General features: G+C 64.1%; 24 protein-coding genes and 1 pseudogene. 12 read left to right on the top strand and 13 right to left on the bottom strand.

Annotated elements, in window-relative coordinates; all coding sequences use genetic code 11:
• The 8 genes from B5F88_RS14300 to rpmH form a co-directional block, all read right to left on the bottom strand.
• Positions 1-1,543, bottom strand: a 1,543-nt coding sequence (locus B5F88_RS14300; RefSeq protein WP_087347515.1) for a DEAD/DEAH box helicase, incomplete at its 3' end; no start/stop codon positions are given.
• Between the two features lie 161 nt (positions 1,544-1,704).
• On the bottom strand, positions 1,705-2,208 hold the full coding sequence (locus B5F88_RS14295; protein WP_242959809.1) for a shikimate kinase: 504 nt from the start codon (positions 2,206-2,208) through the stop codon (positions 1,705-1,707).
• Between the two features lie 5 nt (positions 2,209-2,213).
• The gene (locus B5F88_RS14290) at positions 2,214-3,014 is read right to left on the bottom strand and encodes a hypothetical protein (protein WP_087347513.1); all 801 of its coding nucleotides are present in this window, start codon (positions 3,012-3,014) and stop codon (positions 2,214-2,216) included.
• Between the two features lie 124 nt (positions 3,015-3,138).
• Entirely contained in the window at positions 3,139-3,915 is a 777-nt protein-coding gene (gene jag, locus B5F88_RS14285; RefSeq protein ID WP_087347511.1) for an RNA-binding cell elongation regulator Jag/EloR, read from the bottom strand.
• Between the two features lie 36 nt (positions 3,916-3,951).
• Positions 3,952-5,265: a YidC/Oxa1 family membrane protein insertase gene (locus B5F88_RS14280; RefSeq protein WP_087347510.1), complete on the bottom strand. Its 1,314-nt coding sequence runs from the start codon at positions 5,263-5,265 to the stop codon at positions 3,952-3,954.
• Between the two features lie 32 nt (positions 5,266-5,297).
• Positions 5,298-5,516 (bottom strand): membrane protein insertion efficiency factor YidD, encoded by a 219-nt coding sequence (gene yidD, locus B5F88_RS14275; protein WP_087347508.1) that lies wholly within the window; start codon positions 5,514-5,516, stop codon positions 5,298-5,300.
• The gene (gene rnpA, locus B5F88_RS14270) at positions 5,513-5,866 is read right to left on the bottom strand and encodes a ribonuclease P protein component (protein WP_087347506.1); all 354 of its coding nucleotides are present in this window, start codon (positions 5,864-5,866) and stop codon (positions 5,513-5,515) included. Before rnpA ends, yidD begins: the two co-directional genes overlap by 4 nt.
• Before the next feature lie 89 nt (positions 5,867-5,955).
• Complete coding sequence (gene rpmH / locus B5F88_RS14265) at positions 5,956-6,090, bottom strand: 50S ribosomal protein L34 (RefSeq protein WP_006570963.1); 135 nt, start codon at positions 6,088-6,090, stop codon at positions 5,956-5,958.
• A gap of 305 nt (positions 6,091-6,395) precedes the next feature.
• Between rpmH and dnaA the strand changes: the two genes are divergently transcribed.
• From dnaA to bilS, 11 genes are all read left to right on the top strand, one after another.
• The gene (dnaA, locus tag B5F88_RS14260) at positions 6,396-7,715 is read left to right on the top strand and encodes a chromosomal replication initiator protein DnaA (RefSeq protein ID WP_087347503.1); all 1,320 of its coding nucleotides are present in this window, start codon (positions 6,396-6,398) and stop codon (positions 7,713-7,715) included.
• Positions 7,716-7,959: 244 nt separating this feature from the next.
• Positions 7,960-9,072, top strand: a complete 1,113-nt coding sequence (gene dnaN / locus B5F88_RS14255) for a DNA polymerase III subunit beta (RefSeq protein ID WP_087347502.1) — start codon at positions 7,960-7,962, stop codon at positions 9,070-9,072.
• 21 nt (positions 9,073-9,093) lie between these two features.
• A complete protein-coding gene (locus B5F88_RS14250) occupies positions 9,094-9,516 on the top strand; it encodes a thioesterase family protein (RefSeq protein WP_087347500.1) in 423 nt (140 codons plus the stop codon).
• 12 nt (positions 9,517-9,528) lie between these two features.
• Positions 9,529-9,741, top strand: coding sequence for an RNA-binding S4 domain-containing protein (locus B5F88_RS14245; protein WP_087347498.1), 213 nt, complete (start codon positions 9,529-9,531; stop codon positions 9,739-9,741).
• Positions 9,738-10,844, top strand: a complete 1,107-nt coding sequence (recF, locus tag B5F88_RS14240; protein ID WP_087347495.1) for a DNA replication/repair protein RecF — start codon at positions 9,738-9,740, stop codon at positions 10,842-10,844. The genes B5F88_RS14245 and recF overlap by 4 nt, the downstream gene beginning before the upstream one ends.
• A gap of 9 nt (positions 10,845-10,853) precedes the next feature.
• Positions 10,854-11,165 carry a Tat pathway signal protein gene (locus tag B5F88_RS14235; protein WP_087347492.1) on the top strand — a complete coding sequence of 104 codons (312 nt, stop codon included), beginning with the start codon at positions 10,854-10,856 and terminating at the stop codon, positions 11,163-11,165.
• A gap of 3 nt (positions 11,166-11,168) precedes the next feature.
• The gene (locus B5F88_RS14230; protein ID WP_087347488.1) at positions 11,169-11,432 is read left to right on the top strand and encodes an extracellular matrix/biofilm biosynthesis regulator RemA family protein; all 264 of its coding nucleotides are present in this window, start codon (positions 11,169-11,171) and stop codon (positions 11,430-11,432) included.
• A gap of 86 nt (positions 11,433-11,518) precedes the next feature.
• Positions 11,519-13,459, top strand: coding sequence for a DNA topoisomerase (ATP-hydrolyzing) subunit B (gyrB, locus tag B5F88_RS14225; RefSeq protein ID WP_087347485.1), 1,941 nt, complete (start codon positions 11,519-11,521; stop codon positions 13,457-13,459).
• Between the two features lie 37 nt (positions 13,460-13,496).
• On the top strand, positions 13,497-16,004 hold the full coding sequence (gene gyrA, locus B5F88_RS14220) for a DNA gyrase subunit A (protein WP_087347483.1): 2,508 nt from the start codon (positions 13,497-13,499) through the stop codon (positions 16,002-16,004).
• Positions 16,001-16,438: a ribonuclease HI gene (gene rnhA, locus B5F88_RS14215; protein ID WP_087347480.1), complete on the top strand. Its 438-nt coding sequence runs from the start codon at positions 16,001-16,003 to the stop codon at positions 16,436-16,438. Before gyrA ends, rnhA begins: the two co-directional genes overlap by 4 nt.
• Positions 16,439-16,448: 10 nt before the next feature.
• A complete protein-coding gene (bilS, locus tag B5F88_RS14210) occupies positions 16,449-16,955 on the top strand; it encodes a flavodoxin family protein BilS (protein ID WP_087347478.1) in 507 nt (168 codons plus the stop codon).
• Between the two features lie 43 nt (positions 16,956-16,998).
• Here the strand turns inward: bilS and B5F88_RS14205 are convergent, their stop codons facing one another.
• Positions 16,999-17,553: a sugar O-acetyltransferase gene (locus B5F88_RS14205; RefSeq protein WP_087347517.1), complete on the bottom strand. Its 555-nt coding sequence runs from the start codon at positions 17,551-17,553 to the stop codon at positions 16,999-17,001.
• Between the two features lie 110 nt (positions 17,554-17,663).
• On the opposite strand from B5F88_RS14205, the gene B5F88_RS14200 reads away from it, so the two are divergent.
• Positions 17,664-18,962, top strand: coding sequence for a putative ABC transporter permease (locus B5F88_RS14200; RefSeq protein ID WP_242959808.1), 1,299 nt, complete (start codon positions 17,664-17,666; stop codon positions 18,960-18,962).
• Positions 18,963-18,993: 31 nt separating this feature from the next.
• Here the strand turns inward: B5F88_RS14200 and ricT are convergent, their stop codons facing one another.
• From ricT to B5F88_RS14180, 4 genes and pseudogenes are all read right to left on the bottom strand, one after another.
• A complete protein-coding gene (ricT, locus tag B5F88_RS21965) occupies positions 18,994-20,244 on the bottom strand; it encodes a regulatory iron-sulfur-containing complex subunit RicT (protein WP_087347474.1) in 1,251 nt (416 codons plus the stop codon).
• Positions 20,245-20,272: 28 nt separating this feature from the next.
• Entirely contained in the window at positions 20,273-21,268 is a 996-nt protein-coding gene (locus B5F88_RS14190; RefSeq protein WP_087347472.1) for a DNA polymerase III subunit delta, read from the bottom strand.
• Between the two features lie 6 nt (positions 21,269-21,274).
• Positions 21,275-21,598, bottom strand: a complete 324-nt coding sequence (locus tag B5F88_RS14185; protein ID WP_087347470.1) for a cyclic-di-AMP receptor — start codon at positions 21,596-21,598, stop codon at positions 21,275-21,277.
• Between the two features lie 32 nt (positions 21,599-21,630).
• Positions 21,631-21,845, bottom strand: a pseudogene (locus B5F88_RS14180) (amino acid decarboxylase); the annotation flags it as partial.

Here is a 21,845-nt window from a genome sequence, read left to right as displayed (position 1 = left end):
GGACCGGGGGCTCCGCCGCCGGGCGGGTGGCCGGCCGCCGGGGAGCCAGCAGCCGGGCGGTGGCGTCCATGATTACGTCGCTGGCCAGGGGGTCCGGCTTGCGAAAATCGCCAAAGGTAGGCTCGGGAGCGGCGGGACGGGCGGGCGCGGTGGCGGTGAGGGCCTGCTCCAGGGTCTTGCTGTTGCGTCGGCCCCGATTCCGCTTCTTTTTGAGGGGCGGAGCATCCCCCTCGGAGAGCGGAGGGGGGCATCCGGGGGGAACTGGTTCCCGCCCGGAAGGCGCGGCTTTGGAGCGAAGCGACTGACTTTCCGCAGAAAGTCTCCGCGCCTTACGCTCCTTGGCGGCGGCACGGGCCTCCGCGTCCTCCGGATTCACCGTCCGGCCCTTCTTGTCCTTGGGGGCGGGCTCCAGCACCTGCATGGGCCAGGGGTGGTCCTCCACCACCGGGATGGCCTTCCCCAGCAGCTTCTGGATGGCCTTCAGCTCGTCCTGCTCGTTGATGTCGCAGAAGGACACGGCGGTGCCCCCCCGGCCCGCCCGGCCGGTGCGGCCGATGCGGTGGACGTAGGTTTCGGGCACGTCGGGCAGATTGTAGTTGAACACATGGGAGAGCTCCTCAATGTCCAGGCCACGGGCGGCGATATCGGTGGCCACCAGCACCTTCACCGCCCCGCTCTTGAAGTCGGCCAGGGCCTGCTGCCGGGCGGTCTGGCTCTTGTTGCCGTGGATGGCGGCGGCGGAGATACCCGCCTTGGTCAGGTCCCCGGCCACCTTGTTGGCCCCGTGCTTGGTGCGGGTAAACACCAGGGCGTTTTTCACCCCGGCCTCTCCCACCAGCTGGGCCAGCAGCTTGGTCTTGTTCCCCCGGTCCACGTAGTAGAGCTTCTGGTCGATGACCTCCACCGGGGAGGAGACCGGGTCCACCGCCACCTTCACCGGGTTCACCAGCAGGGAGTCCACCAGGCTGCGCACCTCCGGGGGCATAGTGGCGGAGAAGAAGAGGGTCTGTTTTTTCTTGGGCAGCCAGCCCAGGATCCGGCGCACGTCGTGGATAAATCCCATGTCCAGCATCCGGTCGGCCTCGTCCAGCACGAAGATCTCCAGCCGGGACAGGTCCACAAACTTCTGGTTGTACAGATCCCCCAGCCGGCCGGGGGTGGCCACCAGCACGTCCACCCCCTTTTTCAGCTGCTCCACCTGGGGATTCTGCCCCACGCCGCCGAAGATCACGGCGGAGCGGAGGGGGAGATACCTGCCGTAGGCCACAAAGCTCTCCTGGATCTGGAGGGCCAGCTCCCGGGTGGGGGTGAGGATCAGGGCCCGGATGGGCCGGTCCTTCTGGGGGACGGCCTCCAGCCGCTGGAGGATGGGGGCGGCAAAGGCGCAGGTCTTGCCGGTGCCGGTCTGGGCGCAGCCCAGCACGTCCCGGCCCGCCAGAGCGGGGGGGATGGCCTTTTCCTGAATGGGGGAGGGGCGCTCATACCCCTGTTGGGCCAGCGCCCGGAGAATGGGGGCGCTCAGGCCCAGTTCCTGGAATGTCATGCGGTTCGTTCCTTTCGTGCTCTGCCCCTTCCGCGCCGGGGGCAAACAGAAAAATTACCTGCCGCGCGGTGGCAGGAGGAAAAACGTGACGAAGCCCGCCGGGAAACCCGGCGGGCAGGGTGCACGGTTTCATACAATCAAAACCTAGTATACCACAGATTTTAAAAATTACAAGCGGCCAGCACCGCCGCCACCGTCTCTTCCAGCCCGGCGCCGGGCCGGACCTCCACCGTGGCGCCGGCATACCGGCGGTACAGGGGCTCCCGCTGGGCGAACACATGGGCCAGGGTCTGGCCGGGGGCCATGGCGATGCCCCGGGTGGTGATGTTGTCCACCCGCCGCTCCAGCTCCTCCAGAGGCACGTGGAGGTAGACCACCGCTCCCAGCGCCTGCAGCCGGGCCATGCCGCCGGGGCGGCACACCACGCTGCCGCCGGGGGCGATCACCGCCCGGGTGCAGTCCAGGGCCTTGACGGCAGCCTCCTCCGCGTCCAGAAAGGCCTCCACCCCCCGCTGGTCCAGAATGTCCTGCAGCAGGGCGCCCTCCCGCTGCTGGAGCACCAGGTCGGTGTCGATAAACTGATAGCCCAGAGCCTTGGCCAGCAGCACCCCCACGGTGCTCTTGCCCGAGCCGGGCATGCCGATCAGGGTCACGCAATCTTGCAAGCTCCTTACTCCTTCCACTCCATCTCCAGAGAGACATAGATCTCCATTCCATCCAGCAGTACGGCGGTCAGCGCCTCTCCCGCTTTCTCCTCCGGCAGCAGGTAGAAGCTGTAGCCCCAGAGCTCCTCATCCGGCTGGCCGTCGGCCAGAGAGATGCTTTCCAGGGCGCACGCCTCCAACACCTCGGCGGGCAGCTCCACCGGCGGATAGCGGGTACCGTCCTCCGTCATCAGCTCCATGGAGGCCGTTTCGCCCTCCGGCGTTCCCAATACCCACAAACCCACCGCCACACAGCGGCTGTCCGGATGGGCCTGCCAATAGGAGTCGGGCAGCCAGGGCTCCCTGGCTCCGGCCAAGGTCACCACCTGGCCGTTGGAAAGGGCAATGGCATCATAGCTCTCATACCAGCCCTCCGGAAGGACGGTCTCGTCCGTTGTCCAGACATATTCCTCCTGCCGGCTGAAGGAGTCGGTGAGGTAAGAAATCGTGTCCAAAACCTGTCCCACCACCAGCTCCACCACGGGCAGACCCACGGTGAGTATGGCCAGCAGCGCCAGAACCAGGGCCACCGGCCGCCGGAAATTTCCCTTCTTTTTCACCGTTCCGCCGCCGGAGGCGGGCCGGGGGGCGGCCCTCCGGACGGGCTGGCCGCCGGAGCCCGGACGCTGGAACCGGGAGAGCATCTCCTCCTCCAGCCGGGTGACTCCGCTGCCCGGCGGGGGATTGAAGCTGCCGCAGCGGGGACAGAAATCGTCCACATCATAGTCGTACTTTTTGCCGCAGTCGGCACAGCGAATGTTCCGCATCTGACCACGCTCCCTCCGCCACTGTCTGTATGCCATTCACCATCAGTATACCAGAGCGCCGCCCCTCCGGCAAGCAAAAACGGTCCGCTCCCCGAAGGGAACGGACCGTTTTCCACAGTCTTTCTTATGACCGGTGCTCGCCCCGGCTGTAGGCCACCACCGTGCGGCGGTTGGGCTCGGTGCCGATGGAGTAGGTGGTCACGTCGGGGGTATCCTGGAGGGCGGTGTGGATCACGTGCCGCTCATAGGCGTTCATGGGCTCCAGGGTGACGTTGCGGCGGTAGCGCACCACCTTGCCCGCCACCTTGTGGGCCAGCCGGACCAGGGACTCCTCCCGCTTGGCCCGGTAGCCCTCGGCGTCCACGTGGATGCGCACCCGCTTGGACTGGCCGTGGTTGACGGCGTAGCCGGTGAGCTGCTGGATGGCGTCCAGGGTCTCTCCCCGGCGGCCGATGAGGCCGCCCAGGTCCTGGCCCACCAGCTCCACCTGGTAGGTGCCGTTTTCGTCCACTTTGATCTCCGGTCTGGCCTGGGCACCCATGTGCTCCAGCAGGCCGGTGAGGAAGCCCTCGATGGCCGCCGTCCGGTCTTCCACATGGGCGGGGGCGGATGTGGAAACAGGCTCCGCCTTCTTGGGGGCTGGCTGGCGGACGGGGGCAGGTTCGGCGGGCTTTTCCACAGGGGGCTGCTCCACGGTGGAAACAACCTCCTCCGGCTCCTCGTCGGGGGCCTCATAGCTCACCTTTACCTTGGCCGGGCAGCTTCCGATGCCCAAAAATCCGGACTTGGCCCGCTCCAGAATCTCCACGGATACCTCGTCCCGATCCATGCCCAGCTGCCGCAGGGCGGCCTCAATGGCCGCCTCCTCGCTTTTGCCGGTGCTCTCGATCCATTTCAGCATAGTGGGTATCTCTCCTTATGGGTCACGGCAAAGCCGTTATTCCTTTGTCTCCTCCTCAGAGGGCTGGCTCTGGGCGGGTTTCTCCAGGGAGACCGGCTCGCGCTCCACGGCGGGCTCCTCCCCGGCATGCTCGGTCAGCTCCGGCGCCTCATTCCCGGTGCGGGGAGGGAAGATGGGCTCCTCTCCGGGGTAGGGCGTGGGGCCGTTCTCGCTGTAGCGGTAGGGGTCGTAGGCCCGGCCGCGGGCGTACTGGCGCATCCCCACCCGGCTCATTTCCTTCACCGAGCCGGGGATTTTGTCCTCGTCCGCGTCCTTCTTTTCGGCCTTTTTCTTCTTGCCCCGGTTCTTCTTCTCCTCTTCAATGCGGCGGGCCCGCTCCTCGGCGGCCCGGCGGCGCTGCTCCTTCTCCTCTTCCTTCTCCAGCCGCTCCCGCTCGGCCTGCATGGCCGCCGCCTTCTCATAGTCCTTCTTCAGCAGTTTTCCACAGATAAACTCCTGCAGCATGGAAAACAGGCTGTTGGCAATCCAGTAGACGCACAGGGCCGCCGGCATGGAAAAGCCGATCCACAGCGAAATGAGGGGGGAGACGATCATCATGGACTTCATGGTGGAGTTGGTCTGGCTGCTCTGCTGGTTCACCGCGTTGGTGCGCATGGACACCAGGGAGAACAGCACGCTGAGGCCGGCGGAGATCACCGGCAGCAGGAACAGGGCAAAGCCGCCCTCCTCCACCTCCCAGAACTTGAGCTGGGGAATCTGGGACAGGTCCACAAGGCCGAGAAAATCAAAGTTGATGGCAAAAATCTGGCTGCCGGCCTCGCCCACGGCGGCCTTGACGGCCTCCAGGTTTTCCGGGGTAATGAGGGAGGCCAGATAGAGCTGGTTGTAGCCGGTGTTGGAAAAGGCCTCTCCCACTTCCTTCACCCAGCCCAGGTCTACCGCCACAGTGTTCCAGTTCACCGTCTGGGCGATGGTATTGAGCACACCGGCGTCGTTAATCCCCATCATGTAGTGGATAGGCTCCCGGATGATGGGGTAGAGGACCATCAGGATAATCAGGGGGATGAAGGACCACAGACACCCCCCCATGGGGTTGACGTTTTCCTTGGCGTAGAGCTTCTGAACCTCCTGGTTGTAGCGCTCCCTGTCCTTGCCGTACTGCTTCTGCAGCTTCTGCATCTGGCCCTGGAGCATGTTCATCTGGATCATGCTGCGCTTGCCCTTCAGGGACAGGGGAAAAAGCACCACCTTGACCACCAGCGCGAACAGGATCAGCGCCAGGCCATAGCTGCCGCAGAAATTATAGAGAATCTCCAGCAGCCATGAAAAAGGGGTTAGGATAATATCCATTTGCGCGCCTCCAAATCGGGTTTTCTGTCCCCTCAGGGGACGGGGTCGTACTCGATGGTCTTCTGCCTATGGAAGGGCTGGCACTTCAGCAGACGGCGCAGGGCCAGAAAGCCCCCCCTGAGGGCCCCGTATTTCTCCACCGCCTCCAGGGCATAGGCCGAGCAGGTGGGGATAAACCGGCAGCAGGGGGGACGGGTGGGAGAGATATACTTGCGGTAAAACCGGATGGCGGCCAGAAGCAGTCTTTTCACCGTCCGCCCGCCTCCTTTTTCAGCAGGCCCAGCTTGTCCGACAGGGCAAGCAGGCTGCGCTCCAGCTCCCGGTAGCGGCTGTGGCCCGCCTTCACCCGGGCCACCACCACAATGTCGTAGCCGGGGACAAAGCGGGCCTCGTTGACCCGGTAGGCCTCCCGGATGCGGCGGCGGGTGCGGTTGCGGGCCACCGCCTTGCCCAGCTTGACCCCAACGGTGAGGCCCAGCCGGCTGCGGCTGCCGCCGTTTTTCCGGCAGTAGACCGCCAGGCGGCCGTCCACCGCGCTTTTGCCCTTGCTGTACAGCCGGCGGAACAGATGATTCTGTTTCAGGGAGATGGTATGCTTCACGTTCCCGCTCCGTTTCTGCGTATACTGCGCAGGGGCGGTGGGAAAGCTCCCCCGCCCCTCAAAAAGCCCTTATTCCATTTGCGGAAGCATCAGTGGGTCAGACGGGCGCGGCCTTTCGCGCGGCGGCGCGCCAGAACCTTGCGGCCGTTGGCGGTGCGCATACGCTTACGGAACCCGTGCTCCTTGGAGCGCTGGCGCTTCTTGGGCTGATAGGTACGGACCATGTGGGGACACCTCCTGTACAAAAATCGACGGGTCGCCCCGCCTCCACAACAGCCTTCCGGCTGCGGTTGACAAAGAAAATTGCTTTACACCATGTTAATTTCACGATGCACATGGTATTATACCTATTTCAAAATCCCCTGTCAACTGGTTTTTTTGTAATCTTTTTTGATTTTTGCCCCCTGCACAGCGCCCCAAAAGCCCCCGGAAAAAGGAATTCTTTTTTATTATAGTATCCGTTGCGTGAAGGGTAATTTTTTGATATAATTAGTTGGATACGATATTTTCTGAAAGAGGTGGTCTTTTCGTGAATTTACCGGCCGATCTCTGGGCCAAGGTGCTCTCCCTGATGGAGGGGGAGATGACCGCCACCACCATCAACACCTGGTTTGACGACGCGGTGGCGGTCTCTCTGGACGCCAACCGGTTTGTGCTTTACACACCGTCCAACTTCAAGCGGGACATTATCCAGTCCCGCTATGTGCCCGTGATCCAGAAGGCGCTCTACGAGCTGTTCTCCGCCGAGTTTGAGGTGGTGGTGCTGGGCGAGGGGGAGCTGGAGGGCTACGGCAAACCCGCCGATGCGGAGGACGTGTTCTTCCCCGGCACCGAGGAGTACACCTTTGAGCGGTTCGTGGTGGGCTCCTCCAACAAGTTCGCCCACGCCGCCGCCCTGGCGGTGGCCGAGCAGCCCGCCCAGACCTACAACCCCCTGTTCATCTACGGGGAATCCGGGCTGGGCAAAACCCACCTGCTCTACGCCATCGCCCACAAAATCCACAAGAATCATCCGGAGTTCCGCATTGTGTACATCAAGGGGGACTCCTTCACCAACGAGCTCATCCAGGCCATCCGGGAGGGCCGCAACCAGGAGTTCCGGGAGAAATACCGCTACGCCGACGTGTTCCTCATGGACGACGTGCAGTTTATCGCCGGCAAGGAGAGCTCCCAGGAGGAGATGTTCCACACCTTCAACTCCCTGTATGAGGCCGGGCGGCAGATCGTGTTCACCGCCGACCGCCCCCCCAAGGAGATGCTGCGTCTGGACGACCGGCTGCGCACCCGGTTCGAGTGGGGCCTGCCAGTGGACATCCAGCCCCCCGACTACGAGACCCGGGTGGCCATCATCAAAAACAAGGCCATCCGCCGGGGCATGAACCTGCCCGACCCGGTGCTCCAGTACATCGCCGAGAACATCACCTCCAACGTGCGCCAGATCGAGGGCACCGTCAACAAGATTCTGGCCTTCCAGGAGCTGATGGGGGAGAGCGTGGACGTGGACACCGTCACCCGGGCGGTGCGGGACATGTTCAAGGACAAGGCGGAATTTTTGCCCTCCCCCGACGTGATCATCGACGAGGTAAGCAAGTTCTACAACATCGACGCCAGCGCCCTCCGGGGCCAGAGCCGCACCAAGGACACCGCCCTGGCCCGGCAGATCGCCATGTACCAGATCCGCCGGATGACCAACCTGTCCCTGAAGGAGATCGGCAAGGAGTTCGAGGGCCGGGACCACGCCACCGTCATGCACTCCATCGACCGCATCGAAAAGCTGACCAAGCAGTCCCCCGAAATCGCCGAGGTCATCAAGGATATCAACGCCAATATCAACGCCCGGTATGAATAACCCAACTTTTCCACCTTTCCACAGGATTTTGTGGAGATGTGGAAAGGAATATGTGGAAAAACCGCCCTTCCTTTCCCGCCCTGTGGAAACCAAAAAAATCCGTCCACAACCCCTGTGGAAACGCTTTCCCTAGGGCCTCAGGGAGTTACGCCACTTTTCCACATTTTTTTCCCCTACGGCGTACTATTACGACATTTTCCTCTCCTCTTCCGGAGGGGAACGCAGGAAACGGAGGATACGCGCTATGAAATTCACCTGTGAGAAGGCACTGCTGCAGGCAGCCATCTCCACCACCTCAAGAGCTGTGTCTCCAAAGAGCTCCATTCCCGCTCTGGAAGGGATCCTGGTAGAAGCAGGCAATGAACTGCGGCTTACCGGCTACAATCTGGAAACCGGCATCCGCACCACCGTACCCGCCGACATCCAGGAAGAAGGTACCCTGGTATTGGGAGCAAGGCTGTTTGGAGAGATTATCCGCAAGCTGCCTGACGACATGGTATCCTTCCAGGCGGAAAATTATATGGTCAAAATCAAATGCGGTATGAGCGAGTTCAATATCCTGGGCACCGACCCGGAGGAATTTCCCGAGCTACCCACCGTAGAATACCAGAATTCCCTAATTTTACCGCAAAGCAAGCTAAAATCCATGATCTCCCAGACCATTTTTGCCGTCAGCGACAACGAGAGCCGCCCGATCCACACCGGCTCCCTGTTTGAAGTGGACGACAGCGGCCTGACAGTGGTGTCGGTGGACGGCTACCGGCTGGCCCTGCGGCATGAGGCTATAGAGAAAAAGGAAGGAGCACCAGAATTTTCCTTTGTCGTGCCCGGCGCCACCCTGTCCGAGGTGGAAAAGATCTGCTCCGATGTGGACGAGCCCGCCTCGGTGACCCAGGGCGCCCGCCATGTGATGTTCAAAGTGGGGGACACCATGCTGGTCTCCCGCCGGCTGGAAGGGGAATTTCTGGCTTACCGCCAGGCCATCCCCCGGAACAACACCATCATTGTGGAGGGGAAGACCCGCACCCTGCTGTCCTCCATCGACCGGGTGAGCCTCATCATCAGCGACAAGCTGAAATCCCCCCTGCGGTGCGTGTTTGACAACGGAGTGTTGAAAATTTCCACCAAAACCGCTATCGGCGACGCCTACGACCAGTGCCCCATCCAGGGCGACGGAGAGGGGCTGGAGATCGGCTTCAACAACAAATATCTGATGGACGCCCTGAAGGCCGCCCCCGCCGACCGGGTGCGGCTGGAGCTCACCACCGGGGTATCTCCCTGCGTGATCCTGCCCACCGAGGGGGAGGAGAAGTTCCTGTATATGGTGCTCCCCGTCCGCCTGCGGGCCGGGGAATGACGGAAAGAAAGAAAAAACGCCGTGGAACTGCATCCCTACCTGCACAAAGTGCAGTTTTATGAGACCGACGGCATGAGCATCGTCCACCATGGAAATCATATCCTTTGGATGGAGGAGGCCCGCTCCGACTTTCTGGACCAGCTGGGCTGGGGCTATGAAAAAGCGGTGGAGGCGGGCATCGACTTTGCCGTGTACAGCGTGTCCTGCGCCTACAAATCCATGACCCGGTTCGGGGAGACGGTGGCCATCACCGTAACGGTGAACAAGCTCCAGCTGACCAAGCTGGAGCTTGGCTACCGGATGGTGGACTCGGTCACCGGACAGCTGCGGGCGGAGGGTACCAGCGTCCATTTCTTCTACGACCGGGCCAAGGGCAGGCCGGTAAGCCTGAAAAAAGCCCTGCCGGAGGTCTATACCCTGCTGGAAGCCTTTGTGGAAACGTGAGGAGAAAACCGGATGGAAACAAGACAGGTCAAGATCAATACGGAATATATCAAGCTGGAGGCCCTGCTGAAATATGAGGGGCTGGCCGAGACCGGCGGGGACGCCAAGGAGCGCATCCAGGCCGGAGAGGTGACGGTAAACGGGGAGACCTGCACCATGCGGGGCAAAAAGCTGCGCCCCGGGGACCGGGCCGCCCTGGACGGGGTGGAGCTGGAGGTCGTATGATCCTCCGCTCCCTCACCCTGGACTTTTTCCGCAACTACCCCCATTTTGAGGGAACGTTCTCCCCCGGCGTCAACGTCATCTGGGGGGAAAACGCCCAGGGGAAAACCAATCTGCTGGAGGCCATGGCCTATCTGTCCACCGCCTCCTCCCACCGGGCCAGGTACGATAAGGAGCTCATTCAGTTCGGAGTGGACCACGCCTTCGTCAGGGGGGAGGTGGAGACCCGGGACCGCACCTTCACCCTGGAGGCCCGGCTGAGCCGGGGGGCCCGGCGGCAGCTGCTGTCCAACGGCGTCAAGCTGAAAACCGCCGGGGAGCTGGCGGGAGTGCTGAACACGGTGCTCTTCTGCCCGGAGGACCTGTGGCTCATCCGGGAGGGTGCGGCGGTGCGCCGGCGGTTTCTGGATACCTGCATCTGCCAGCTGCGGCCCCGGTATGCCGAGGCCCTGGCGGAGTACCGCCGGCTGTACGAGCACAAGACCCGGATCCTGCGGGACTGGGGGGAGCACCCCTCTCTGCTGGACACCCTGGACGAGTTCAATCTGCGCATGGCCCAGACCGGGGCCCTCATCATCCACTACCGGGCCCACTTCATCCGGCGGCTGGGGGAGGCCACCCCCGCCATCCACCGGGACTTTTCCGGCGGCCGGGAGGAGCTGGAGCTGGGGTACGAGACGGTGAGCACCGTCACCGACCCCCTGGCCCAGCCCCGGGCCATTCTGGAGGAGCTGCTGGCCCACCAGCAGTCCCACCGGCGGGCGGAGCTGGAGGCCCGCCAGTGCCTGTCCGGCCCCCACAAGGACGATCTGGTGGTGCTGCTGGACGGGCTGCGGGCCAGGCAGTTCGCCTCCCAGGGCCAGACCCGGACGGCGGCCCTGTCCCTGAAGCTGGCCTCCCGGGAGATCTTCTTCCAGGAGACCGGGGAGTGGCCGGTGCTGCTGCTGGACGACGTGCTCTCCGAGCTGGACGGAAAGCGGCAGGAATATGTACTCAAACGTATCACAAACGGCCAGGTTTTCATTACCTGCTGTGAGGAAATGGAGCTCAGCCGTCTGGGAGACGCCCGCACCTTCCACATCCGGGGCGGGGCGTTGGTGGAATAAGGAGAGTATATGCCCATTATTGTCGGCGTTTTTTGTCTATTGCCCCTGCTGCTGGGGCTGGCGGCGGAATATCTGGTCTGCCGGTTTCTGAGGCGGAAGCTGTGGCGGATTCTGCCCCCCGCCGTGGTCCTGGCCCTCACCGCCCTGGTGGCGGCGGGACGGCTCAACGTGTGGGAATCCAGCCAGTCCCCGGTGACCCAGCTTCTGTTTGTCCCCGGCCTGCCCGCCCTGTGCGCCCTCATAGGTACGCTCCTGGGCTGGCGGCTGTGGAAACGGCTGTGGGGTCCCCGGGTGATCTGGGAGCACAAAAGGGGGGAGTGAGGGATGTATCTGCATCTGGGCCAGAGCGTGGTGGTCCCCTTCCGGGATGTGGTAGGGGTATTTGACCTGGACAACGCCAGCTCCTCCCACCTGACCCGGGCCTTTCTGGAGCGGGCGGAGAAGGAGGGACGGGTGGTGAACGTGTCCGACGACCTGCCCCGGTCCTTTGTGCTGTGCGCCCCGGACAAGGGGGGCGGCACAGTGTACCTGTCCCAGCTGTCCGCCGCCACCCTGCTGCGGCGGGCGGAGAGCAACAGTTTTGAATAATGCCAAGACGGGCCGCCGGCGGCGGCCCCTACAGCGGTTGTAGGGGCGGCCCCTGGCTGCCCGGAAATCCCAATGGAGGTTTTCAAATGTCTGAAGAATTGAACAGCACCACCCAGGTGGAACACGAATACGGCGGCTCTGAGATCCAGGTTCTGGAGGGTCTGGAGGCGGTGCGCAAGCGCCCGGGCATGTATATCGGCTCCACCAGCGAGTCCGGTCTTCACCACCTGGTGTACGAAATTGTGGATAACTCCATCGACGAGGCCCTGGCGGGCTACTGCGACGAGATCACCGTGGCCATCGGGGAGGGGGATATCATCACCGTTATCGACAACGGCCGTGGTATCCCGGTGGATATCCAGCCCCAGACCGGCCTGCCCGCCCTGGAGGTGGTGTTCACCATCCTCCACGCCGGCGGCAAGTTCGGCGGCGGCGGCTACAAGGTGTCCGGCGGCCTCCACGGCGTGGGCGCCAGCGTGGTCAACGCCCTCAGCGAGTGGCTGGAGGTGCGGGTCCACAAGGAGGGCAAGATCTATGAGATGAAGTTCTCCCGGGGCAAGGTCACCCAGCCCATGCAGGTGGTGGGGGACACCGACCGCCACGGCACCGAGGTGGTGTTCAAGCCGGATCCGGAGATGTTCGAGGTCACCGAGTACAATTACGACACCCTCCACACCCGCATGCGGGAGGAGGCCTTCCTCAACGCCGGGCTGCGCATCCACACCATCGACAACCGCCCCGGCAAGGAGCAGCAGGACACCATGCACTACGCCGGCGGTATCCGGGAGTTTGTGTCCTTCCTCAACCGCTCCAAGGACGTGCTCCACTCCGAGGTGGTGTACATGGCCGGGAGCAAGGACGACTCCATGGCGGAGGTGGCCTTCCAGTACAACGACGGCTACAGCGAGACCATCGTCTCCTTCGCCAACAATGTCCACACCCCCGAGGGCGGCATGCACGAGGAGGGGTTCAAGCGGGCGCTGACCACCGTACTCAATAACTACGGCAAAAAGATGAAGCTGCTCAAGGACGACGACAAGGTCTCCGGCGAGGACTGCCGGGAGGGCATTGCCTGCGTCATCTCCGTCAAGCTCACCGAGGCCCAGTTCGAGGGCCAGACCAAGGCCAAGCTGGGCAACAGCGAGATCCGCACCCTGGTCAATAGTATTGTCACCGAAAAGCTCTCGGAATACCTGGAAGAAAATCCGGCGGTGGGCAAGGCCATTCTGGAAAAGGCCCTGATGGCCAACCGGGCCCGGGAGGCCGCCCGGAAGGCCAGGGAGTCCATCCGGAGAAAAACCGCCCTGGGCGGCGCCGCCATGCCCGACAAGCTGCGGGACTGCAACGAGGTCAACCCCGAGCTCACCGAGCTCTACATCGTGGAGGGCGACTCCGCAGGGGGCTCGGCCACCCAGGGCCGGGACTCCCGGTTCCAGGCCATCCTCCCTCTGTGGGGCAAGATGCTCAACGTGGAGAAGGCCCGGGCCGACAAGGTGTACGGCAACGACAAGCTCACCCCCGTGATCACCGCCCTGGGGGCGGGCATCGGGGACGACTTTGACCTGTCCAAGCTGCGCTATCACAAAATCATCATCATGGCCGATGCCGATGTGGACGGCTCCCACATCCGCACCCTGCTGCTCACCTTCTTCTTCCGGTTCATGCGGCCCCTCATCGAGCACGGCTACGTCTACGCCGCCGTGCCCCCCCTGTACAAGCTGACCCGTGGCAAGACCACACGGGTGGCCTTCTCCGACGAGGAGCGGGACCAGGTATCCGCCGAGCTGCGGGGGGACAACCCCAACGCCAAGGTGGACATCAACCGCTATAAGGGCCTGGGCGAGATGGACGCCCATGAGCTGTGGGAGACCACCATGGACCCGGAAAAGCGCACCCTGCGCCGCATCGAGCTGGACGACGCCGTGGCGGCTGACCAGACCTTCACCGTCCTCATGGGCGAGAAGGTGGAGCCCCGGAAGGAGTTCATTGAGAAAAACGCCAAGTACGCGGTGAATCTGGACTACTGAGCTACCATTTTATTACCAAGAAATGTGAGGCAACAGCATGAGCAAAAAGCCACAATATGACCCGGAGGAGATCCGGTACCCGGACCAGACCATCGTCACCTCGCCCCTGGTAAAGGAGATGGAGCAGTCCTATATCGAGTACGCCATGAGCGTCATCAAGGGCCGGGCCCTGCCCGATGTGCGGGACGGCCTGAAGCCGGTGCACCGCCGGATCCTCTACGCCCTGTATGAGGACAACCTGACGGCGGACAAGCCATTCAAGAAGTCGGCCACCTGCGTGGGCGACGTGCTGGGCCGCTACCACCCCCACGGGGATCAGAGCGTGTACGACGCCCTGGTACGTCTGGCCCAGGACTTCTCCATGCGCTACCCCCTGGTGGACGGCCACGGCAACTTCGGCTCCATCGACGGCGATCCCCCCGCCGCTTACCGTTACACCGAGGCCCGCATGTCCAAAATATCCGACGAGATGCTGCGGGACATCGAGAAGGACACGGTGGACTGGGACCCCAACTTCGACGAGAGCCGGAAAGAGCCCCGGGTGCTCCCCAGCCGGTTCCCAAACCTGCTGGTCAACGGCTCGGCGGGCATCGCCGTGGGTATGGCCACCAACATTCCCCCCCACAACCTGGGGGAGGTCATCGACGCCGCCATCTGCGTGCTGGACGACCCCAACGCTACCCTCAGCGACCTGATGGAGCACGTGAAGGGCCCGGACTTCCCCACCAAGGGGATCATCATGGGCCGCTCCGGCATCCGGGCGGCCTACGCCACCGGCCGGGGCCGGGTGTGCGTCCGGGCCCGCACCGAGTTTGAGGAGTTCGGCCAGAACCGCACCCGCATCATCGTCACCGAAATTCCCTACCAGGTGAACAAGCGCATGCTCATCAAGAGCATGGCCGACCAGGTGGAGGACAAGCGGCTGGAGGGCATCTCCGACATCCGGGACGAGTCCGACCGCAACGGTATGCGGGTGGTCATCGAGCTCAAGCGGGACGCCAACCCCCAGGTGGTGCTCAACCGCCTGTTCGCCCAGACCCAGCTCCAGACCACCTTCGCCATCAACATGCTGGCCCTGGTGGATAACCAGTCCCAGCCCAAGATCCTCTCCCTGCGGCACATCCTGGACGAGTACATCGCCTTCCAGGAGGAGATCATCGTCCGCCGCACCCGCTACGACCTGAAGAAGGCCCAGGAGCGGGCCCACCTGCTGGAGGGCCTGCTCATTGCCCAGGACCACATCGACGAGGTCATCCGCACCATCCGGGAGAGCTACGACAACGCCAGAGAAAATCTGATGAGCCGGTTCGGGCTGGACGAGATCCAGGCCCAGGCCATTCTGGATATGCAGCTCAAGCGGCTCCAGGGCCTGGAAAAGGAGAAGCTGGAGGCCGAGTACAAGGAGCTGGAAGCCCGCATCGCCTACTTCAACGAGCTGCTGGCCAGTGAGGAGAAGATCCGGGGCGTGCTCAAGGACGAGCTCACCGTCATCCGGGACAAGTACGCCGACGAGCGGGTCACCGAGATCCAGGATGTGGAGGACGAAATTGACATCGAGGACCTCATTGAGGAGGAGGAGTGCGTCTTTACCCTCACCGACGGCGGCTACATCAAGCGCACCGCCGTCAGCGAGTACGCCGCCCAGGGCAAGGGCGGACAGGGTCGCAAGGGCATGTCCACCAAGGAGGAGGACTCGGTAAACACCGTGTTTACCGCCTCCACCCACGACTATATTCTCTTCTTCACCGACAGGGGGAGGGTGTTCCGCAAGAAGGGCTACCAGATTGCCGAGTCGGGCCGCACCGCCCGGGGCACCAACCTCATCAACATCCTCCAGGTGGAGCAGGGGGAGAAGGTGTCCGCCATGATCCACACCCGGGACGTGGAGAGCGAGGACCGGTTCCTGGTGATGGTCACCCGCAACGGCACGGTGAAGCGGCTGTCGGTGGCCGCCCTCAAGAACCTGCGCAACAACGGCCTGCGGGTGCTCACCCTGGAGGAGGGGGACGAGCTCATCACCGTCCGGGAGACCGACGGCACCAAGAAGATCCTCATCGCCACCCACGACGGACAGGCCGTGTGCTTTGACGAAAACGACGTGCGGCCCATGGGCCGTACCGCCGTGGGCGTCCGGGGCATCCGCCTGCGGGACGGGGACTACGTGGTGGGGGCCGCCCGGGCCACCGCCGGCCGCTGCGTGCTCTCCATCACCGAAAACGGCTACGGCAAGCGCACCCCGGTGGAGGACTACCGCATCACCAACCGGGGCGGCCTGGGTATCCGCAACTATATGGTCACCGAAAAGACCGGCAAGGTGGTGGGCATCAAGGTGGTGGACGGCAACGAGGACCTGCTGCTGGTAACCCAGAGCGGTACGTTGATCCGCACCCATGTGGACAACATCCGCATTGCCGGCCGCTCCACCCAGGGCGTCATCGTCATGCGCTTCAAGGAGGAGGGGGACCAGGTGATCTCCATGGCCCTCACCGACCGGGAGAACGAGGAGGAGGAGAACACTGACCTCCAGCCGGAAGGAGAAGCATGAAAACAGTCACCATCTACACCGACGGGGCCTGCTCCGGCAACCCCGGCCCCGGGGGCTGGGGGGCCATCCTCCAGTACGGGGAGCATAAGAAGGAGCTCTCCGGGGGAGAGGCCCACACCACCAACAACCGCATGGAGCTCACCGGCGTGATCACCGCCCTGGAGGCCCTGAAGGAGCCCTGCGTCGTGGAGCTGTACTCCGACTCCAAGTACGTCATCGACGCCCTGGAGAAGGGCTGGGCCCGGGGCTGGAAGGCCCGGGGCTGGGTGAAGGGGGACAAAAAGCCCGCCCTCAATCCCGATCTGTGGGACAGGCTGCTGACGCTGTGCGACTACCACACGGTGCGCCTCCACTGGGTCAAGGGCCACGCGGACAACCCCTACAACAACCGCTGCGACGAGCTGGCGGTGGCGGAGAGCCGGAAGTACAAGTAAGGAGAAAGATATGAGAATCGCCATTGTGTTTTCCAGCGCCACCGGCAACACCGCCCAGGTGGCCCAGGCCATCCAAGAGGCCTGCCAGGGCCACGAGATTGTGGCCTTCGGCCCGCCGCCCCAGAACGTGGACAAGGCGGAGCTGGTGTTTGCCGGCTCCTGGACCGACAAGGGCAGCTGCGCGGCGGAGATGAAGGAGTTTTTGCAGACCCTCCACGGCAAGCGGGTGGCCCTGTTCGGCACCGCCGGCTTTGGGATTTCGGAGATGTATTTCGCCTCCCTGGCCGACCGGTTCAGGGGGGAGGTGCCCAAGGGCAACCAGGTGGTCAACACCTTTTTCTGCACCGGCAAGATGCCCCAGGCCGTCCGGGACCGGTACGAGGCCCAGCTGAAGGAGAAGCCCGGCGACGGCAAGCTGATCTCCATGCTCAAGGCCTTCGACCTGGCCCTCACCCATCCCGACCAGGCCGACCTGGACCAGGCGGCCGCCTTTGCCCGGGATGCCCTGAGCGTATAAGCAGCATACGACAAACGCCCAGCCTTGCGGCTGGGCGTTTTTGTTATGGAACGGGATGGAGGGGCCGGCAGGGGTTGCCCACCGCCACCATGCCGGCGGGGATGTCATGGGTGACCACGCTGCCCGCGCCGATTACCGCGCCGCTGCCGATGGTCACCCCCGGCAGCACCGCCACATTGCCTCCGATCCACACGTTGTCCCCCACGGTGATGGGCCTGGCAAACTCCAGGCCGCTGTTGCGGGTGGAGGCGTCCAGGGGGTGTCCGGCGGCGTAGAAGCCGCAGTTGGGGGCGATAAACACGTCGTCCCCAAAGCTCACCGGGGCGCAGTCCAGGATCACGCAGTTGTAGTTGGCGTAAAACCGTTCTCCGATGGTGATGTTGCAGCCGTAGTCGCACCGGAAGCCGGGGTTGATGGTGAAGGACCCCTTTGTATGCCCCAGCAGCTCCCGCAGGATGGCCTGCCGCTGCTCGGCCTGGCCGGGGGAGAGCAGCTCTAGCCGGTGGCACAGCTCCGCCGCCCGGCGGCGCATGGCCTGGAGCTGGGGCACCTCGGCGTTATAGAGCTGGCCGGAGATCATCAGATCAAATTCTGTCATGCGGAAAGACTCCTTTCCCATGGAGGGCATTTTCAGGTTCTCATTGTATTTTAGGGGAAAATGCGGTAAGATACAATCCATATCTTTTCATGTGGAAAGGGAGATGAATTGTGGCGTTGTATCCGATGCTTTGGATGTTTTTCTGCTACGGCCTGCTGGGCTGGGTGCTGGAGACCGCCTACGCCGCCCTGCGGCAGAGGCGGTATGTGGACCGCAGCGTGCTCTTCGGGCCCCTGTGCCTCTCCTACGGCCTGACGGGGGCGGTGCTCACCTGGGGCCTGTGGGAGCTGCGGGGCAGGTACTTTTTCCTGTTTCTGGGCTGCGCCGTGGGAGCCACCGTGGTGGAGTGGGCGGCAGGCCACCTGCTGGAGCGGGCCACTCACACCCGCTGGTGGGATTACAGCGCCCGCCGGTTTAACCTGGACGGCTACATCTGCGCCGGGGCCTCGGCAGTGTGGGGCCTGCTGGGCATGGCTGCCGTGCAGTGGGTCAGCCCCCTGCTGGTCTCCCTGTACCGGCTGCTGCCCCCGCTGGCGGGCCATATCCTGCTGTGGGTGCTGGTGGGCGTGCTGCTTGTGGACGGGCTGGGCACCATCCTCACCCTGGCGGGGGTCCGGGAGACCCTGCCCCAGATGGAGGCGGTCAACAGCCGGCTGGCCGCCCTGTCCATCCGCATGGGGGAGTGGATCCTCCGCCGCACCGAGGGCCGTATCCAGCGTACTTACCCAAAGGCCCAGTTTGTCCGGCGGGAGGAGACCGCAAAAGTCAATCCCTTCACCCGGGGCAGCAGCTTTTACAGCATCATGCTCCTCTTTCTGGTGGGGGGCGTGTGCGGCGATCTGGCCGAGACCATTTTCTGCCGGGTGCGGCTGGGCTGGTGGATGAGCCGGAGCAGCGTGGTGTGGGGGCCCTTCAGCATTGTGTGGGGCCTGGCGCTGGCGGCGGCCACCCTGCTGCTCTACCGCTACCGGGACCGCTCCGCCAGCTTCTTCTTTGTGGCGGGCACCCTGCTGGGGGGCCTGTACGAGTACCTGTGCAGCGTGTTTACCGAGCTGGTGTTCGGCACCGTGTTCTGGGACTACAGCTCCATCCCCTTTAACCTGGGGGGCCGGATCAACCTGCTGTACTGCTTTTTCTGGGGCTTTGCCGCCGTGGCCTGGTTCAAGGGCCTCTATCCCGTGCTGGCCCGGTGGATCGCCAGGATCCCGCCCAGGCCGGGCAAACTGGCGGTGTGGGCGCTGCTGGTGTTCATGACGGTGAACATGGGAGTGAGCGCCCTGGCCCTGGCCCGCTACAGTGACCGAGCCGCCGGAAAGCCGGCCACACAGGCCTGGGAGGTCTACATGGACCAGCACTATAACGACGCCGTCATGAAGCGCATCTACCCCTATGCGGAGATGACGGACTAAAAAAACGGGCGGCCGTCAGGCCGCCCGTTTTTCAGGCTTCGGGATTCTGGGGCTTGTCCCCCTTGGGCTTGCGGTGATACCGCCGGCGGGGCCGCTTTTTCTCCCCGGCGGGCGCGCCGCCCTGCTCCCCCTGCTGGGACGGGGCGACCTGCTGCTGAGGCGCGGGCTTGGGCGGCTTGTCGCTCTTGGGAGGCCGCTGCTTTGGCGGGGCGGGCTGCTTGGACTGCTGCTGTTCCGCCGGGGCCTCCCCGGACGGCTTTCCGCTCCCCCGGCGGGAGCGGCTGCGGCGGCGTCTGCCGGCGCCTGCCTCGCCGCCGCCCTCCTCGGCGGCGGGCTCGGCCATGCCCAGGCCGGTGAGGGCCGCGTCCAGGCTGCCTGCCAGGCTCCTGGGCTCCTCCACCGGGGTCACCTTCCGCAGCTTGGCCAGCTCCTCCGGCGGCGGGGCCACATAGCCCTCCGGCCGCTTGCCCTTGCCGTTGCGCACCACGCAGATCTCGCAGTTGTGAAAGCATTTGGGGGTCTCGGGCTGGTCCTCCAGACGGACCTGCACCGTCTCCTTCAGCAGGTTTACCTGGGAAATGGTGCCCACCCCCTCGGGGGTCTCCACAAAGGACTCGGTCTTGGGCATCCGCCGCACCGCGTCCTCATAGGCCTCCTGCTCGTACTTCAGGCAGCACATCAGCCGCCCGCAGGTGCCCGAAATCTTGGTGGGGTTGAGGGAGAGGTTCTGGGTCTTGGCCATCTTGATGGACACCGGCTGGAACTCGTCCAGAAAACCGGCGCAGCAGAAGGGCCGGCCGCAGATGCCCAGGCCGCCCAGCATCTTGGCCTCGTCCCGCACGCCGATCTGCCGCAGCTCGATGCGGGCGTGAAACACGCCGGCCAGGTCCTTTACCAGGGCCCGGAAGTCCACCCGGCCCTCGCTGGTGAAGAAGAAGAGGATCTTGCTCCCCTCGAAGTTGTACTCCACATCCACCAGCTTCATGTCCAGGCCGTGGGCGGCGATCTTGTCCTGGCAGATGGTAAAGGCCTTTTTCTCCTTCTCCCGGTTCTTGGCCACGGTGTCCAGGTCCTTCTGGGTGGCGATGCGCACCAGCGAGCGCAGGGGCTGCACCACCGCCTCGTCCTCCACCATGGTGTTGCCCTGGGCGCACTCGCCGTACTCCAGGCCCCGGGAGGTCTCGATGATCACACCCTGGCCCGGCTCTACCTGCTGGCCCTTGGGGTCAAAGTAATATTGTTTGCCGCCGCTTTTGAAGCGGACGCCGATGATCTCGGTCATGGTCTCCTCCACAATGTGCGTAAAATAATCAGACCGGCTCCGCCAGGCCGGCCGCCAGCCAGCCCGCCAGATGCCCGGCTCCCAGGTTGCAGGTCAGGGCCTGCCGCAGCTCCTCCGCCAGCCGGACGGCGGCCATCAGCCGCCGGGGGGAAAGGGCGGCCGCCTGTCGGGCCAGGGCTTTGCGCCAGGGGTCGCTCTCCCGGCACACTCCGTAGTGTTCCGCCAGGGCGTCCCGCAGCAGCAGGATGAACTCCTCCAGCAGTCCGTCCAGCCCGTCCCGGTCCCACTTGTCCCGCTCCAGCTCCACGCAGAACTCCGCAATCTCCAGCTCTGAGCCGGTACACAGCCGGTTCAGCAGCTCTCCGGCGGCCTGGACCTCCCGGCGCATGGCGCCGTCCTCGCCCTCCAGCTCCTGTACCGCCCGGCCCAGCAGACCCTCGCACCGCTCCGCCGCCCCCTCCAGCTGCTGCCGGGAGCGCTGGGGATAGTGGGCGGTCAGCCAGGAGAGGGCCTCCTGGGGGGTCACCGGGGCCAGGGTGAGGGTCTCGCACCGGGAGCGGACGGTGGGCAGCAGGGCGGCGGGGTTGTCCGCCAGCAGCAGGAAGGCGGCGTAGGGGGGGCCCTCCTCCAGCAGCTTGAGCATGGCGTTCTGGGCGCTGGAGTTCATGCTCTGGGCCCGGTGGAGCACGTACACCTTCCGGGCGGCCTCGTTGGGCTTGATGTAGGCGTCGCTGCGCAGGGCCCGCACCTGGGCCACCGTGATGTCCTTCCCGTCCTCGCCCACCGGGCTGATGTCGGGATGGATCCCCGCCAGGGCCTTTTTGCAGCCGGAGCACCGGCCGCAGGGGATGCCCTCTCCGCCGGCGCTGCACACCAAAGCCGCCGACAGCAGGCCCGCCAGGGTCCGTTTGCCGGACCCCGCCGGGCCGCAGAGCAGATAGGCGTGGGACAGCCCGCGGCGGGCGGTCTCTCCCTCCAGCTGCCGTTTCAGCGGGCCGTTGCCCGCCAGTGGGGTCAGATTCATAGGGCCTTATACCCGCTCAAACCGCTCGATGTCCACCACGAAGATGGTGGCGCCGCCCACCACAACCTCCACCGGCATGGAGGGGTAGTACCCGTAGCTCATCTCGGTGGTGGTGGGGATCATCTGCTTGCGGGAGTGGGAGTGCTCCTTGATAATGTCAATGACGGTCTGCACCTTCTCCTCGTCCACACCGATGAGGATGGTCACATTCCCCGCCATCAGAAAGCCGCCGGTGGTGGCCAGCTTGGTGGAGGAGAAGCCGCTCTTGGTGAGGGCCTGAGTGACGGTGTTGGCGTCGTCATGGTTGATAATCGCAAGGACCAGTTTCATTCCTATCCCTCCTGCGTTGGTTCACACAGTTGTCACACACAAATTCGACAGTCACTATTATAACCTATTTGATCCAAATATGCGATAGTTTTTTTCTCAATTCGCTCTCCCGGAGCCACCACCGGTACTCCCGGCGGGTAGGGGGCGACGGGGGAGGCGGCAATCTCCCCCTCCGATTGGCAGAGGGGCCGTTCCTCTCCGGGGGAAAAGAGGGCCTGCCGGGGGGTGAGGACCCCCTCCGGCAGGC

The organism is Flavonifractor sp. An306, from assembly GCF_002159455.1.
GTDB lineage: Bacteria > Bacillota > Clostridia > Oscillospirales > Oscillospiraceae > Flavonifractor.
Note: the sequence above shows the minus strand (reverse complement) of the source record. Positions and strands in the feature narration are given on the sequence as shown.